Raw genomic sequence first — 13,439 nt, forward strand, 5'->3', positions numbered from 1 at the left:
AGGGGAAGCCATGACCGACCGCCTCACGATCCGCCGCCCCGACGACTGGCACCTGCATTTCCGCGATGGCGCGATCATGCGCGAAGTGGTGCCCTATACCGCGCGCCAGTTTGCCCGCGCGATCGTGATGCCCAACCTCACCCCGCCGGTGACGACCACCGAACTGGGCGCGGCCTACCGGGAACGGATCATGGCCGCCGTGCCTGAGGGCGCGCGCTTCACGCCGCTGATGACCTGCTATCTCACCGACAACACCGACCCCGACGATCTGGCGCGAGGGAGCGCTGAAGGCGTGTTTACCGCGGCCAAGATGTATCCCGCCAACGCCACCACCAACTCGGCCGCCGGCGTCACCAATGTCGAAAAGCTCTATCCCGTCCTCGCCCGGATGGAGGCCGAGGATATCGTGCTGTGCATTCACGGCGAGGTGACGGATCACTCGGTCGATGTATTCGACCGGGAGAAAGAGTTTATCGAGAGGCACTTGCGCGCCATTGTTGCCACCTTTCCGAAGCTGCGGGTAGTGTTCGAGCATATCACCACGTCGGATGCGGTGGACTTCGTGCTTGAAGCCGGGGCGCAGGTCGCCGCGACCATCACGCCGCAACATCTCCACATCAACCGCAACGCCATGCTGGTCGGCGGCATCCAGCCGCACAATTACTGCCTGCCCGTCGCCAAGCGCGAAACGCACCGGCTGGCGCTGCGCAAGGCGGCCACCAGCGGAAGCCCGAAATTCTTCCTCGGCACCGACAGCGCCCCGCATCTCAGGAAGGACAAGGAAAGCGCCTGCGGCTGTGCGGGCATCTTCGGCGCGCCCTATGCGCTGGAAAGCTATGTCACCGTGTTCGACGAGGAAGGTGCGCTGGACAGGTTCGAGGGCTTTGCCTCGCTCCACGGCCCGGCCTTCTACAAGCTGCCGGTGAACGAGGACAGCGTGACGCTCGAACGTGCCGAGGTGTCCGTGCCGCCGATGCTGCACGTCACCGGCGAGGAAATCGTCCCCTGGCATGGCGGCCAGACCTTGGGGTGGAAATTCCTAGGCTGAAGCGGCTTTGCGCTTCGCAAGCAAATCCCACACGAAAATCGCTACCGCGACCCAGATCAGCACGAAGCTTGCCAGTTTTGCCGGCGCGAGCGGCTGGTGGAACACGAACAACCCGAGGAAGAACACGATCGTGGGCGAAAGATACTGGATGAAGCCCAGCGTCGAATAATCCATCCGCCGCGCCGCGATGGCGAACAGCAGCAGCGGGATTGCGGTGACCACGCCCGAAAAGACGATCAGCGCGCTCATCCACGCATCCTGCCCGAAGGCCGAGCCTTGCGGGCCTGCCGCATACCATCCGGCAATCGCGATGGCGGCAGGGAACAGGATCGCGCTCTCGATCGTCAGGCCGGGCAGTGACCCTGACCTGCCCCCCGTTGGTCCCGCGTTCATAACGAGAGTCCGCCGTTTTGATATTCGTGCTCGCCCGCCGGCACAAGCGCGCCGGGTGTGATGCTTCCATCTTGCAGGAACGCCCGGCGCGCTTGTGCCGGCGTTCGGTTCCCCAGGGATGAGTGCGGCCTGACGTTGTTGTAATCGTAGCGCCAGACCGCCAGCTTGCGCCGGGCATCGGCGAGGCTGTCGAAGAGCTCCTCATTGAGCAGCTCGTCGCGCAGCGACCCGTTGAACGATTCAATGAACGCATTCTGCTGCGGCTTGCCCGGATCGATGTAGTGCCACTCGACCCGGTTCTCGCTCGCCCACTTCAGGATCGCCCGGCTCGTAAACTCCGTCCCGTTATCGCTGACGATGCAAGCCGGTTTGCCATAGAGCCGCACCAGCGTGTCGAGTTCACGTGCGACCCGAGCGCCCGAGATGCTGGTGTCCCCCAGCAGGCACAGGTTCTCCCGGCAGGCGTCATCGTTGATGGCCAGGATACGCAGCCTGCGGGAAGCGCCGAAGGTGTCTGCCACAAAGTCCATCGACCAGCGATCGTTCGGCCGCAGCGGCACTGGCATCGGCGTCCGACTGCCGCGTACCCGTTTGCGACCGCGCCGTCGCCGCACCGACAAGCCTTCTTCGCGATAGAGTCTGTAGAGCTTCTTGTGGTTCATCACATGCCCCTTGCGTTCGAGCATGACGCCCACACGCCGGTATCCAAACCGACGGCGCTGAGCGGCGATCTCGCGCATCTCCTCGCGGATCTCGGCATGGTCAGGCGGACGTTCTCGCCTGACCGTCTTGGGGTCGACGCCAACCAGCCCGCAGGCCCGGCGCTGTGAGATCTGTGGTAATCTCGCATCACGCCGAGCGCTACGTCCCGTCGCTGGCCTGACGTCGTCAGACTTTTCCCAAGAGGTCCTTGAGGATCGCATTGTCCAACACACTTTCGGCCAGCAGCCGCTTGAGCTTGCTGTTCTCCTCCTCGAGCAGTCGCAGACGCCGCGCCTCCGATACCTCCAAACCGCCATACTTGGCCTTCAGCTTGTAGAAGGTGGCAGGGCTCAATCCATGCTTCCGGCAAACCTCGGCAGTCGGCAGCCCAGCCTCCTGCTCCTTGATCATGCCGATGATCTGCTCCTCGGTAAAACGACTCTTCCTCATTCATCTGCTCCTTCGATCAGGGCAGACTCTACATCAAATCGAGGGAGCCAGCGGGGGGCAGGTCAACCCGACTGAAACCTGTTTTCTGACAAGACCATAGAACGCAAAGCTGAAAGCAAGGCTGAGGCTGATCCACAGGCTGGTGACCGCACCTGCCGCCAGCAAGGCCACAGCAATTGCCGCTATCGCGACAGCCAGCCATTGCCGGTTCGACAGTCGCTCACCGAGAAACAGCGTGGCTAGCAGCACATTGATCAACGGGTTGAGATAATAGCCGATGCTGGTGGCATAGACCTGGCCTTCCATGATCGCCCAGACATAGATGAACCAGTTGAACCCGATCAGCGTCGCGCTTGCCAGCAGTGCCAACAGGCTGCGCGGTGATCTCAGCGCGGTGAGAAGTTCGGGAAACTGGCGACGGACAGCCACGATCAGCAGGCACAGCGGCAGCGTCCAGATAATCCGCCAGCCGACGAATTCGAACGGCGGGACGCTTTCGACAAGGATCAGATAAAGCGGCAGGAAGCCCCAGATGAGGTATGCCCCCAGCGCCGGAGCAAGGCCCGATACGACGGGCGTGGAAGCGGGGGCGGGACTGGTCATGCCGCGCGGGGTTAGGGGGCGCAGAGCCGCTGCGCAAGCGGCCCTGTCGCTGAACGGATGCTGTCATTGCTGATGCCGATTCGTTCATATTGAAGCGTATATAGCTGAACAAAGTCAGCTTGCGGCCATTCCCACCAAGTGGTCGCCGGCGCGGGGGCGAAATCGTCGTCGCGGGAAGCGCCTTCGGGATCTTCGGATTCCGGAGGCGTTTTCATGGGCTTTGGGCAGGAAATTAACCATCGCGTGGCAAGCAGGGCCGATGCGCGCGCTCCTGATTCCCCTGCCCATGCTGTGCCTGCTGGCGACGGCCTGCTCGGATGACGCAGAGCCGGGCGAGGGTGACTTTGCCCTGATCGAACGCGATCCGGTGATCGCCCGCGCGCTGCATGATCCGCTGATGAGCGACCCGGATCTGGCCAGCCGCAACGAGGCCAATGCCGTGCTTGGCTTTGTCGACAGCGATGCCTTGCCGGTGTTCAAGGCCACCTCCCGCGAGGCGCAGGCGGCGCGTGATGCACTGCGGCTGGAACTGCTCGAAGGCGGGACGATCCCCCCACTGCCTCAGGTGCAAGCCGGTTCGGGCAAGGCGCCCGGCCCGATGACGGGCGCGGCGCAATTGCTCGCCATGGTCGGCGCGCCTGCCCGGTGCGCTGCGGGCCTGACGGAGGATTTCGCGCTTGCCGCAAGCCTGCCGCCGCCCGCTGCAATCCCGCCGCTTGCGATGGTGATGCAGGCAGGGGGATCGGACGCACAGGACTGCCGAATCCGCATCATCCGCTATGCCAGCGCCGCCCCGCGCGCGGATGTGCTGGAATACCACCACGCCCGCGCGGTGCGCGCCGGGCTTGAGGCTGTGCGGCCGGGCGATTCGATCACGGCGAGGGGGACGGGCGCCGAACGGCTTGCCGTTCATGTCCGCACCGCGCCGGGCGGGCTGACCGGCGTCACGCTGGTTTACCGCGCGCCCTAGAGCGCTTTCCTGCCATTCTGACCCACCCTGATCGCGTTCTGAAGTCCGCTGGACAGGAATGGCGCGCAGCAGGGGTTGGGTTGCCCCTGCAAGCGATATGACGAAGCCAGCGGACTTCAGAGCGCGACCCCACAGGGGCGGGCCGCATTGGGCTGAGGGCTTCGTTGCGCGTCGCTCACGATACGCTGCATCGCTCACTCCTTGCGCCTTGCCCTCAGCCCAATTCGGCTCCGTCAGGGTGGGTCAGAATGGCAGGAAAGCGCTCTAGCTTCTGATCCCGACCGTGATCGCCGCGCGCGGCTGGTCCATCTCGGTGCTGGCGACCGGATAGGCGCAGTAATCCGCAGCGTAATAGGCGGCCGGACGGTGATTGCCGGAAAGGCCGATCCCGCCAAACGGGGCCTTGGACGACGCGCCATTGGTGGGCGAATTCCAGTTGATGATCCCGGCGCGGATATTGGCCCAGAACCGCCCGTAATCATCCGGCGTCCCTCCGATCAGCGAGGCTGACAGGCCAAAACGGGTATTGTTCGCTTCGGTGATCCCGGCGTCGAGATCGGGGACGCGGATCACTTGGAGGAGCGGGCCGAACAGTTCCATGTCGGGCCGGTCGGGGATGTCGGTGACATCGATGATGCCGGGGCTGAGGAAGGGCAGATCGGGCAGGCTACGCCGCATGTGCAGCAGCGCGCGGCCGCCTGCGGTGATCAGTGCAAGGAAGCTTTCCATCAGGCGCTCTGCCGTGTCGTTGTCGATCACCGGGCCCATGAACGGCTGCGGTTCGCCCAGCGGATCGCCGACCATCAGCTTGCGTGCCATCGGCACCAGTTCAGCCATCAGCGCATCATAGACGCTTTCGACCACGATCAGCCGCCGCGCGGCGGTGCAGCGCTGACCGGCGGAGGTAAAGGCGCTCTGGATGATGATTGCGACCGCATCGGCGAGCTTGGGCGTGTCGATCACCACGATCGGGTTGTTGCCGCCCATTTCCAGCGCGACGATCTTGCCCGGATTGGCGGCGAGCTTGCGATTGATCGCGATACCCGCCTGCGCAGAGCCGGTGAACAGCACACCATCCACGCCGGGGTGGGCGACCAGCGCCTTGCCTTGCTCCGGCCCGCCGATCAGGCACTGGATCACATCCTCTGGGACGCCGGAACGATGGAAGGCGGCGACCAGCGCCTCGCCCACCGCCGGGGTCTTTTCCGACGGCTTGAACACCACGGCGTTCCCTGCGAGCAGAGCCGGGACGATGTGGCCATTGGGCAGGTGTGCGGGGAAATTGTAGGGGCCAAGCACCGCCATCACCCCGTGCGGCTTGTGCCGCAGCGCCGCGCTGGCGCCGACACCTGCATCGAGTTTCTTCTTGCCGGTGCGTTCGGCATAGGCCTGCACCGCAATATCGACCTTGTTCACCACCGCATCGACTTCGGTGCGGGCTTCCCACAGGGGCTTGCCGGCTTCACGCGCGATCAGATCGGCGAACATCTCCGCATCGCGGCGCATGGTGTTGGCAAAGGCGCGCAGCACTTCGATCCGTTCGGTCAGCGCGCGGGCGGCCCACGGCGCCCATGCGCGGCGTGCGGCAGAGATCGCCGCATCGACATCGCCCACCGGCCCGTGCCACAATTCCTCGCCGCTGGCCGGTTCGTGGGAAATGAGGATGTTGTCCGTCATTGCGCCCCTGTCTGCCTGTCTGCCCCACCAATGCAACCCCGTAGGTTGGGTATCGCGGATGGGCCGGGAAGGGAAGGGGGCTAGGGCTTAGTCCGCATGGCTTGCCGGGATGTGGCCTGCCGGGATGTGGCCTGCCGGTATGGGGGCAGGGCCGTGGGCTTCACCCATGCGGCGCAGAGCGGCGACCTTCCTCTGGAGCGGCCCCCAGTCGTCGCCTTCGTCGATCGCGGCCCAGATCGCCTCGACCTCGTCGATCAGCATGGATTGGGGCTCCGGGTCACTCCAGTATGGATGCATCTCTGCGACCGGCTGATAGGTTGAGAGCGCCTCGCCAAGCGCGCCGGCAGCGTCACCGCGTCCGCCCCGATGGGCAAAGAAGAAGGCATCCGGCTGGGCGCGGGTTTCGCGCATGGCCGCCTCGCAGGCGGCGACCAATTGCGTGTCGGCCTCCACCCCTTGCGAGACGACCCCCAGCCGCCAGCACCACCGCCGCGCCACTGCCGCCATGTACAGCGGCCCGAAACGTTCGAGCGCGGCCACAAGGGGCGCGGTTTCGGCGTGCAGACGCAGCGCCACCGCCAGCTGCCCGCAGTTCCAGTGCAGCGCCTCGGGCTGGCGGCCAAAGGCGTAAAGTCCGCCATGATCGAAATAGGCGGCGGTAAAGCCCGGCTCCCACTCTGGCAGCCAGCGCCACGGGCCGTAATCGAAGCTCTCGCCGGTGATGTTCATGTTGTCGGTGTTGAGCACCCCGTGGACAAAGCCTGCCACCATGTAGCTGGCGGCGAGATCGGCCATCCGTTCGACGACATTGTGCATCAGCCGGATCGCCGGATTGTCGCGGTCGGGCGCATCTTCGGGCGGGGGCGGGCCGGGAGATCGGCGCGATCGCGTGTGCGCACGATCATCATCAGCCGGATCGCCGCCTCGCGGTCGGGCGCATCTTCGGGCGGGGGCGGGCCGGGAAAATGGGTGAGGCAATAGTCGATCAGCTGTTCCATTGCCTCCGCATCTTCCAGCGCCAGCAACCGCTGGAAGGTGCCGATGCGGATATGCGAGTGGCTGAGGCGCACCAGCACGGCAGAGCGCGTGGGGCTGGGCTCGTCCCCGCGCCACAGCCTCTCGCCCGTTTCGATCACGCTGAAGGTTTTCGAGGTGTTGACGCCGAGCGCCTCCAGCATTTCGGTGGCGAGGATTTCGCGGACCGCGCCCTTCAGCGTCAGCCGCCCGTCGCCCGCGCGGCTCCACGGGGTGGTGCCGGAACCCTTGGTGCCGAGATCCATCAGCCGTCCGTCGCGCCCGCGCATCTGGGCAAACAGGAAACCGCGTCCATCGCCGATTTCGGGGTTGTACACGCGGAACTGGTGGCCGTGGTAACGCAGCGCCAGCGGCTGCGGCAGATTGCCCGGAAGCGGCTGGAAACGCCCGAAATGCGTGGCCCATGCGGCATCGTCCAGCCGCTCCAGCCCGACGCTGGCAGCAGCGCGGTCATTGCGCCAGCGCAGGCGGGTTTCGGGAAAGTCGGCCGCCGCGACCGGATCGCCCAGCCAATCGGCCAGCGCGAGGATCGCAGGATCGGGATGATAGGATTCGCCGAAATGGGGGTGTTGCATGGCCACGCTCATCCCGCGATAGTGGGGGCAAGCGCAAGCCGGCGCAAGCTGCCCGGCTCCGGCATCAAAGGGAATACCGCCGCCAATGGCTGCCACTTACGAAGATCGCTACTGGACCAGCAGCGACGGATTGAACCTCCATTACCGCAACTATCTCGGCCCTGAGGCGGGGGCGAAGTTGCCGGTGCTGTGCATGCATGGCCTGACCCGCAATGCCCGCGACTTTGCCCTTCTGGCCGAGGATCTCGCCGCGACGCGCCGGGTGATCGTGCCGGAGATGCGCGGCCGGGGGCTGAGCGCCTATGCGCCGGATTCGGACACCTACTCGCCCGTCACCTATGTCGCGGATGTGGAAAAGCTGCTGGCCGAGCAAAACATCACCCGCTTCGTGGTGATCGGTACCTCTATGGGCGGGCTGATGACGATGCTGATGGCGGCCGCGAGCCCCGGGCGCATGGCGGCGGTGGTGATGAACGATATCGGCCCGGAGGTCGATGCTGCGGGCCTGTCGCGCATTTCGGGCTATGTCGGGCAGGGGCGCAGCTATCCCACCTGGGTCCACGCCGCGCGGGGGCTGGAGGCAGTGCATTCCCCCGCCTTTCCCGATTACGATCTGGATCAGTGGCTGGAAATGGCCAAGCGCACCATGGTGGTGACCCAGAACGGGCGGATCGGGTTCGATTACGACATGGCCATTGCTGAACCCTTTGCGAAACCCGGCAATGCCGCGCCGCCCAACCTGTGGCTCGCTTTCGAGGCGCTGGCGGGCGTGCCGATGCTGCTGGTGCGCGGCGCGCTGTCCGATCTGCTGAGCGAGGATACCGTACGCCAGATGGGCGCGCGCAACCCGGCGATGCGCACCATTACCGTGCCGCACGTGGGACATGCCCCCACGCTTGACGAGCCCGAGGTGCGCGCTGCGATCCACGCGCTGCTGGACGAGGCCGAGTGAGCCGAGGCGCCGGGCCAATGTCCCGCAACGCGCCCCGCATCCTGCACTGCCATTCGACCTTTTCGGCGGGCGGCAAGGAAGTGCGCTGCGTGCGGCTGATGAATGCGTGGGGGCCGCGGGCCGAACACGTCATCGTTTCGGGCGAGCCGGAGGCGCTGGGCGCGGCACGGCTGATCGCCGATAGCGTGACAGTGTATTTCCCCGGTGATTTCCCCTCGCTGACCGGCAAGCCCAGCCCCGGCCGGCTCAAGGCGCTGGCGCGGGCAATGCAGGGCCATGATCTCGTCTGCACCTATAACTGGGGCGCGATGGATGTGGTGATGGCGCACCGGTTGTTCGCCGACGCTTACCGCTTGCCCCCGCTGGTGCATCACGAGGATGGCTTCAACGAGGATGAGGCGACGCGGCTCAACACCAAGCGTAACCTGTACCGCCGCGCTGCGCTGGGGCGGGCGGCGCGGGTGATCGTGCCGTCGACCGGGCTGGAGGCGATCGCGCGCGACGTGTGGCATCAACCCCCCGAGCGGGTCGCCCGCATCGCCAACGGCATCGACACCGCCGCTTTCGGCAAGGCGCCCGATCCTGCAGCGCTGCCGATCCGCAAGGATGAAGGCACGTTCTGGGTCGGCACGCTGGCGGGCCTGCGCGCGGTCAAGCGCCTGCCCGATCTGGTCGCCGCCTGCGCCAAGCTGCCGCCCGAATGGCATCTGGTGATCTGCGGCGAAGGGCCTGAGCGTGCGGCCATCCTTGCCGCTGCCGAGACCCACGGGATCGCCGCGCGCGTCCACCTGCCCGGCAATGTCGATCCGGCGCGGGTCGTCGGCCTGTTCGATATCTTTGCGCTGTCGTCCGCCTCGGAACAGTTTCCGCTTTCGGTGGTGGAGGCGATGGCGGCCGGCCTGCCGGTCGCCGCGCCGGACGTCGGCGATGTGCGTGCCATTCTGGCCGAGCCCAATCGCGCGGCTGTCAGCCCGCCCGGCGATGTCGCGGCCTTGGGCGCGGCGTTGGCCATGCTCGCCGCCGATCCGGCCCTGCGCGCAAGGCTTGGCGCCGCGAACCAGACCCGCGCCCGCGCCGAATTCGATTTCGCCGGAATGCAGGCGCGCTACGAGGCGGTCTATGGCGCGGCGATGGGCCGGGCCTTCTGATACCTGCCAATCCTCGCAGATTGCTTCATCTCCCGTTCAATCGCCGCGCGTCATCCCCGCCCGAGACCATCCGCCGCCATTGCGCGAAACGCAGCACCTGCCTAAAGAGCGCGCTGCCTCTGCCGCTTGGCGGCGCATGAACTGAACAAGGACAACCGGCCCGCCATGGCGCGCACTCCGACCAACACGCCCCCGGCCTCGACCACCTCGAACGAGGACGAGGTGCTGATCCGCGAAATCGACGAAGCGGTGCGCGAGGATGCCGTGCTCGAATTCCTGCGCAAGCACGGGGTCAAGGTGCTGGGCGGCATCATCCTGGGCATTGCAGCGCTGGGCGGCTATCTGGTGTGGGATCACTTCAGCGAACAGAAGCTGGAACAGCAGTCCGAAACGCTGATCGCCGGGATCGATTACCTCGACCAGCGCGATTATGTGACCGCCGCGGAAAAGGTCGCGCCGCTGCTGGGCGCGGATTCCTCGCCCGGGGCGCGGGCGGCGGCGCGGTTCGTGCAGGCCAGTGCCGCGCTTCAGGCGGGCGACAATGCCAAGGCGAGCACGCTGTTCCGGGCGATTGCTGCCGATGCCGAGGCGCCGCCGGTGATGCGCGATCTGGCCAAGGTACGCGATGTCAGCATCAATTTCGACACCATGAAGCAGTCCGACGTGATTGCGCAGCTCGGCCCGCTGGCCAAGCCCGGCACGCCGCTGTTCGGCAGCGCGGGCGAGTTGGTGGCGATGGCTCACCTCGAAGCTGGCAACCGCGCCGAAGCGGGCAAGCTTTTCGCCGCGATCGCCAAGGACGAAGACCTGCCTGAAAGCCTGCGCAGCCGTGCGCGCCAGATGGCCGGGCTGATGGGGGTTGATGCGGTGGTCGATGTGGACAAGCTGCTGAAGGATCAGGGCGTTGACGTGTCCGGGGGGGATGCTGGCGGCGATGCTGCGGCGCAATAGGACAAGAGGTTTGAATTGACGTGTATGACCAAGGGTAAACTAGCGCGCGCCGCCTTGCTGGCAGGCATCATGGCGGCCGGGCTGACAGGCTGCAAGGGCGGGCTGTTCGGCGGCGACAAGGACAAGACCACGCCGACGGTCGGCAACCGCATGCCGATCCTGTCGCGGATTGAAAGCGGGGCCGAGGTCGATCCCGCGCTCGCGGCGATTTCGGTGGTGCTGCCGCCGCAGCGCAACAACCCGGAATGGGGCCAGGCGGGCGGTTCGGCGAGCAAGTCCTATGGTCACCTCGCGCTCGCAGCCAATCCGCAGAAGGTGTGGACCGCGCGGGTCGCCGGTTCCACCAACCGGATGCGGCTCGCCGCGCCCCCGGTGGTCGGCTCGGGCAAGCTTTACGCCGAAGGCACCGATGGCGTGATCGTCGCCTTCGACAAGACCACCGGCGCGCAGCTGTGGACCCGCGGCGATGACGATCTGACCAAGGATCAGGCACCCTCTACCTTCGGCGGCGGGGTCAGCTACGAAGCGGGCCGCGTCTATGCCACCAACGGCGTGGGCGATACCAAGGCGCTGAATGCCGAAACCGGCGAGGTGCTGTGGAAGGTGAAGCCGGCAGGGCCGCTGCGTGGCTCGCCGACCATCGCCTTTGGTCAGCTGTTCGTGATGACGCAGGACAATCAGCTGATCTCGCTCAACGCCAGCAATGGCGATCTGGTGTGGGATGAAAGCGGCTCGAACACCCAGTCGGGTGTGTTCGGCGTGGCGGCACCGGCGGCCGGGCAGGGGACGATCGTTGCGGGCTATTCCAGCGGCGAGTTGACGGCCTATCGTTACGAAAACGGCCGCGTGCTGTGGTCGGACGCGCTGGCGCGTACCAATATCTCGACCACGGTCGGCACGATCACCGATATCGACGCCGATCCGATCATCGATTCGGGCCGCGTCTATGCGCTGGGGCAGGGCGGCCGCATGGCCGCCTATGAACTGGTCACCGGCCAGCGCATCTGGGAATTGAACCTCGCTGGCATTTCGACCCCGGCGATTGCGGGCGAGTGGATTTTCACGCTGACCGATGATGCGCGTCTGCTGGCGATTGCCCGTTCGTCGGGCCGGGTGCGCTGGATCACCCAGTTGCAGGCGTGGAAGGACGAAAAGGACAAGAAAGGCCCGATCTTCTGGACCGGCCCGGTGCTGGCGGGCGGCAACCTGTGGGTGGCAAGTTCGCGCGGGGAGCTGTGGAAGGTCAGCGCGGGCGAAGGTTCGGCAGAGCTGTTCGCCGATCTCGGCCAGCCGGTCAGCCTCCCCCCGGTGGTGGCCGACGGGTACCTCTACGTGTTGGACGACGCCGGGACGATCCACGCCTTCAAGTGATCTCCTGCAGAGGTTTGCGCCAGACCGGTGCCAGACCCCGTGCCGGGCGCCTTTGGCGCGGGCTTGATCTGCCTTTGGCTGGTTTTTGCGGCCTGTAGCCAAGCTGTTAACCACTCTGCTGTAGGGCAGGACGGCCATGACTGCGCCGTCCTTGTCCGTTCCAACATCGTGCGCTGCCGCGCCGCCTCCGGCCCTGCCGGTGAGCGACGTGTCGACCGGCGTCGGGCTTGCGGGGTTGGCGGGGCTGTTTGCGTGGATCGCCTTCTGCCGCTCGTTCCCGGACATCGCCGCAATGATCGGGCTGGAGGGTGGTCTTTCGCCTGAAAGAGGCGTCCTTTCAGGGCCTTACGCTGCGCTGGCGGCGATGTTGTTCACCGCCTTGCCGATGGCCCTGTGGTCGGTTCTGGTCGACAAGGTTCACCTGCGCCCCTCGACCGGGATCGACTGGAACCGCCCCCGACCGCTGGCTGAAGTGCTGCCGATTGCGGTGGTGAAACTGTGCGGGCTGTGGGCGACATGGGCGGTGCTGGCGGTGTGTTACGCTCTGGCGCGGTGGTATTGGTCGGGCAGTTACCTGTTTGCGATGGACGTGCTGATCGCGGCCATCGTGCCGCTGGTAACACTTTCTGTTCCTTATGTAATCTGGCTTGATCGCTATCTCGTGGAACCGCGCGATGCGACCTTCCAGTTCGGCGCCTTCGTGCTGGGCGGAGGGGTGATCGGGCGCGAGCAATGGGACAATGCCGCGCTTGCCAGGCACTGGCGGGCGTGGATCATCAAGGGCTTTTTCGGAGCCTTCATGATCTCGATCCTGCCCCCCGGCTTTGCGGAGATTGTCGAGGCGGATCCGGCGCAGCTGCTGAGCAATCCGGTGCAGTTTTCGATGCTGCTGGTGACGCTGCTGTTCGTGATCGACGTGCAGATCGGCACGGTCGGCTATCTGCTCACCATGCGCCCGCTGGATTCGCACATCCGGTCGGGCAACCCCTTTCTTGCCGGATGGCTGGCGGCGCTGCTGTGCTATCCGCCTTTCGTATGGGGGATCATCGGGGCCAATGGCCAGATCCTCAGCTACGAAGTCGACACGCCGGGCTGGGCGCACTGGCTGGCGGGCAATGACGCGCTGCTGTGGGCGTGGGGCGGGCTGCTCGTCTTGCTGACAGGCATTTACGCCTGGGCGACGGTGGTGTTCGGCATCCGCTTTTCTAACCTTACCTATCGCGGCGTGCTGACCCACGGGCCGTACCGCTTCACCCGCCACCCGGCCTATCTGTCCAAGAACCTGTTCTGGTGGGCGAGCGTGCTGCCTTTCCTCGTCACCAACGGGAGCACCGCCGATGCCATCCGCAACAGCTTTTTCCTGCTGGTGGTCAATGGCATATACTACTGGCGCGCGCGCACCGAAGAAGCGCATCTGCTGGCCGAGGACGAGAAATACCGCCAGTATCACGCATGGATGGAAGCCCACGGCCTCATCACCGCGCCGCTCGCCCGGCTGAAGCGCGCGATAATCGGCGATCCGGCACCGCGCCCCGGTGAAAGCCCCGCTTTCCCGGCGGAATAG

11 protein-coding genes and 2 pseudogenes are annotated in these 13,439 nt (G+C 65.8%); 7 read left to right on the forward strand and 6 right to left on the reverse strand.

Features of this window, described 5'->3' with window-relative positions; genetic code table 11:
• Positions 1–10 precede the first annotated feature (10 nt).
• Positions 11–1,048, forward strand: coding sequence for a dihydroorotase (gene pyrC / locus CHX26_RS07970; RefSeq protein ID WP_104941909.1), 1,038 nt, complete (start codon positions 11–13; stop codon positions 1,046–1,048).
• On the opposite strand, the gene CHX26_RS07975 is transcribed toward pyrC, so the two are convergent.
• The 4 genes and pseudogenes from CHX26_RS07975 to CHX26_RS07990 form a co-directional block, all read right to left on the reverse strand.
• Positions 1,040–1,441, reverse strand: coding sequence for an EamA family transporter (locus CHX26_RS07975; RefSeq protein WP_233997078.1), 402 nt, complete (start codon positions 1,439–1,441; stop codon positions 1,040–1,042). The two genes, pyrC and CHX26_RS07975, sit on opposite strands and share 9 nt — an antisense overlap.
• Positions 1,438–2,593 (reverse strand): annotated as a pseudogene (locus CHX26_RS07980) (IS3 family transposase). The gene CHX26_RS07975 and the pseudogene CHX26_RS07980 overlap by 4 nt, the downstream one beginning before the upstream one ends.
• A 33-nt stretch (positions 2,594–2,626) precedes the next feature.
• Complete coding sequence (gene rarD / locus CHX26_RS07985) at positions 2,627–3,196, reverse strand: EamA family transporter RarD (protein ID WP_335682288.1); 570 nt, start codon at positions 3,194–3,196, stop codon at positions 2,627–2,629.
• An 11-nt stretch (positions 3,197–3,207) separates the two neighbouring features.
• A complete protein-coding gene (locus CHX26_RS07990; RefSeq protein WP_104941910.1) occupies positions 3,208–3,411 on the reverse strand; it encodes a hypothetical protein in 204 nt (67 codons plus the stop codon).
• A 44-nt stretch (positions 3,412–3,455) separates the two neighbouring features.
• Between CHX26_RS07990 and CHX26_RS07995 the strand changes: the two genes are divergently transcribed.
• Positions 3,456–4,166: a hypothetical protein gene (locus CHX26_RS07995; protein WP_104941911.1), complete on the forward strand. Its 711-nt coding sequence runs from the start codon at positions 3,456–3,458 to the stop codon at positions 4,164–4,166.
• 264 nt (positions 4,167–4,430) lie between these two features.
• On the opposite strand, the gene astD is transcribed toward CHX26_RS07995, so the two are convergent.
• Entirely contained in the window at positions 4,431–5,843 is a 1,413-nt protein-coding gene (gene astD, locus CHX26_RS08000) for a succinylglutamate-semialdehyde dehydrogenase (protein WP_104941912.1), read from the reverse strand.
• 87 nt (positions 5,844–5,930) lie between these two features.
• Positions 5,931–7,465 (reverse strand): annotated as a pseudogene (locus tag CHX26_RS08005) (protein adenylyltransferase SelO).
• A 73-nt stretch (positions 7,466–7,538) separates the two neighbouring features.
• On the opposite strand from CHX26_RS08005, the gene CHX26_RS08010 reads away from it, so the two are divergent.
• The 5 genes from CHX26_RS08010 (at position 7,539) to CHX26_RS08030 (ending at position 13,439) form a co-directional block, all read left to right on the forward strand.
• On the forward strand, positions 7,539–8,405 hold the full coding sequence (locus CHX26_RS08010; RefSeq protein WP_104941913.1) for an alpha/beta fold hydrolase: 867 nt from the start codon (positions 7,539–7,541) through the stop codon (positions 8,403–8,405).
• 17 nt (positions 8,406–8,422) lie between these two features.
• The gene (locus tag CHX26_RS08015) at positions 8,423–9,553 is read left to right on the forward strand and encodes a glycosyltransferase (protein WP_104941914.1); all 1,131 of its coding nucleotides are present in this window, start codon (positions 8,423–8,425) and stop codon (positions 9,551–9,553) included.
• Between the two features lie 165 nt (positions 9,554–9,718).
• Entirely contained in the window at positions 9,719–10,504 is a 786-nt protein-coding gene (locus CHX26_RS08020) for a tetratricopeptide repeat protein (RefSeq protein WP_104943338.1), read from the forward strand.
• Positions 10,505–10,528: 24 nt separating this feature from the next.
• Positions 10,529–11,875 (forward strand): PQQ-like beta-propeller repeat protein, encoded by a 1,347-nt coding sequence (locus CHX26_RS08025; protein WP_104941915.1) that lies wholly within the window; start codon positions 10,529–10,531, stop codon positions 11,873–11,875.
• 136 nt (positions 11,876–12,011) lie between these two features.
• Positions 12,012–13,439: a methyltransferase family protein gene (locus CHX26_RS08030; RefSeq protein WP_104941916.1), complete on the forward strand. Its 1,428-nt coding sequence runs from the start codon at positions 12,012–12,014 to the stop codon at positions 13,437–13,439.

The organism is Porphyrobacter sp. HT-58-2, assembly GCF_002952215.1.
Taxonomy (GTDB): Bacteria; Pseudomonadota; Alphaproteobacteria; order Sphingomonadales; family Sphingomonadaceae; genus Erythrobacter.

What these genes read in the sequence shown, in the direction of transcription:
- pyrC (WP_104941909.1), top strand. Translation starts at nt 11, where the DNA reads ATGACCGACCGCCTCACGATCCGCCGCCCCGACGACTGGCACCTGCAT.
- CHX26_RS07975 (WP_233997078.1), bottom strand. Translation starts at nt 1,441, where the DNA reads ATGAACGCGGGACCAACGGGGGGCAGGTCAGGGTCACTGCCCGGCCTG.
- rarD (WP_335682288.1), bottom strand. Translation starts at nt 3,196, where the DNA reads ATGACCAGTCCCGCCCCCGCTTCCACGCCCGTCGTATCGGGCCTTGCT.
- CHX26_RS07990 (WP_104941910.1), bottom strand. Translation starts at nt 3,411, where the DNA reads ATGAAAACGCCTCCGGAATCCGAAGATCCCGAAGGCGCTTCCCGCGAC.
- CHX26_RS07995 (WP_104941911.1), top strand. Translation starts at nt 3,456, where the DNA reads ATGCGCGCGCTCCTGATTCCCCTGCCCATGCTGTGCCTGCTGGCGACG.
- astD (WP_104941912.1), bottom strand. Translation starts at nt 5,843, where the DNA reads ATGACGGACAACATCCTCATTTCCCACGAACCGGCCAGCGGCGAGGAA.
- CHX26_RS08010 (WP_104941913.1), top strand. Translation starts at nt 7,539, where the DNA reads ATGGCTGCCACTTACGAAGATCGCTACTGGACCAGCAGCGACGGATTG.
- CHX26_RS08015 (WP_104941914.1), top strand. Translation starts at nt 8,423, where the DNA reads ATGTCCCGCAACGCGCCCCGCATCCTGCACTGCCATTCGACCTTTTCG.
- CHX26_RS08020 (WP_104943338.1), top strand. Translation starts at nt 9,719, where the DNA reads ATGGCGCGCACTCCGACCAACACGCCCCCGGCCTCGACCACCTCGAAC.
- CHX26_RS08025 (WP_104941915.1), top strand. Translation starts at nt 10,529, where the DNA reads ATGACCAAGGGTAAACTAGCGCGCGCCGCCTTGCTGGCAGGCATCATG.
- CHX26_RS08030 (WP_104941916.1), top strand. Translation starts at nt 12,012, where the DNA reads ATGACTGCGCCGTCCTTGTCCGTTCCAACATCGTGCGCTGCCGCGCCG.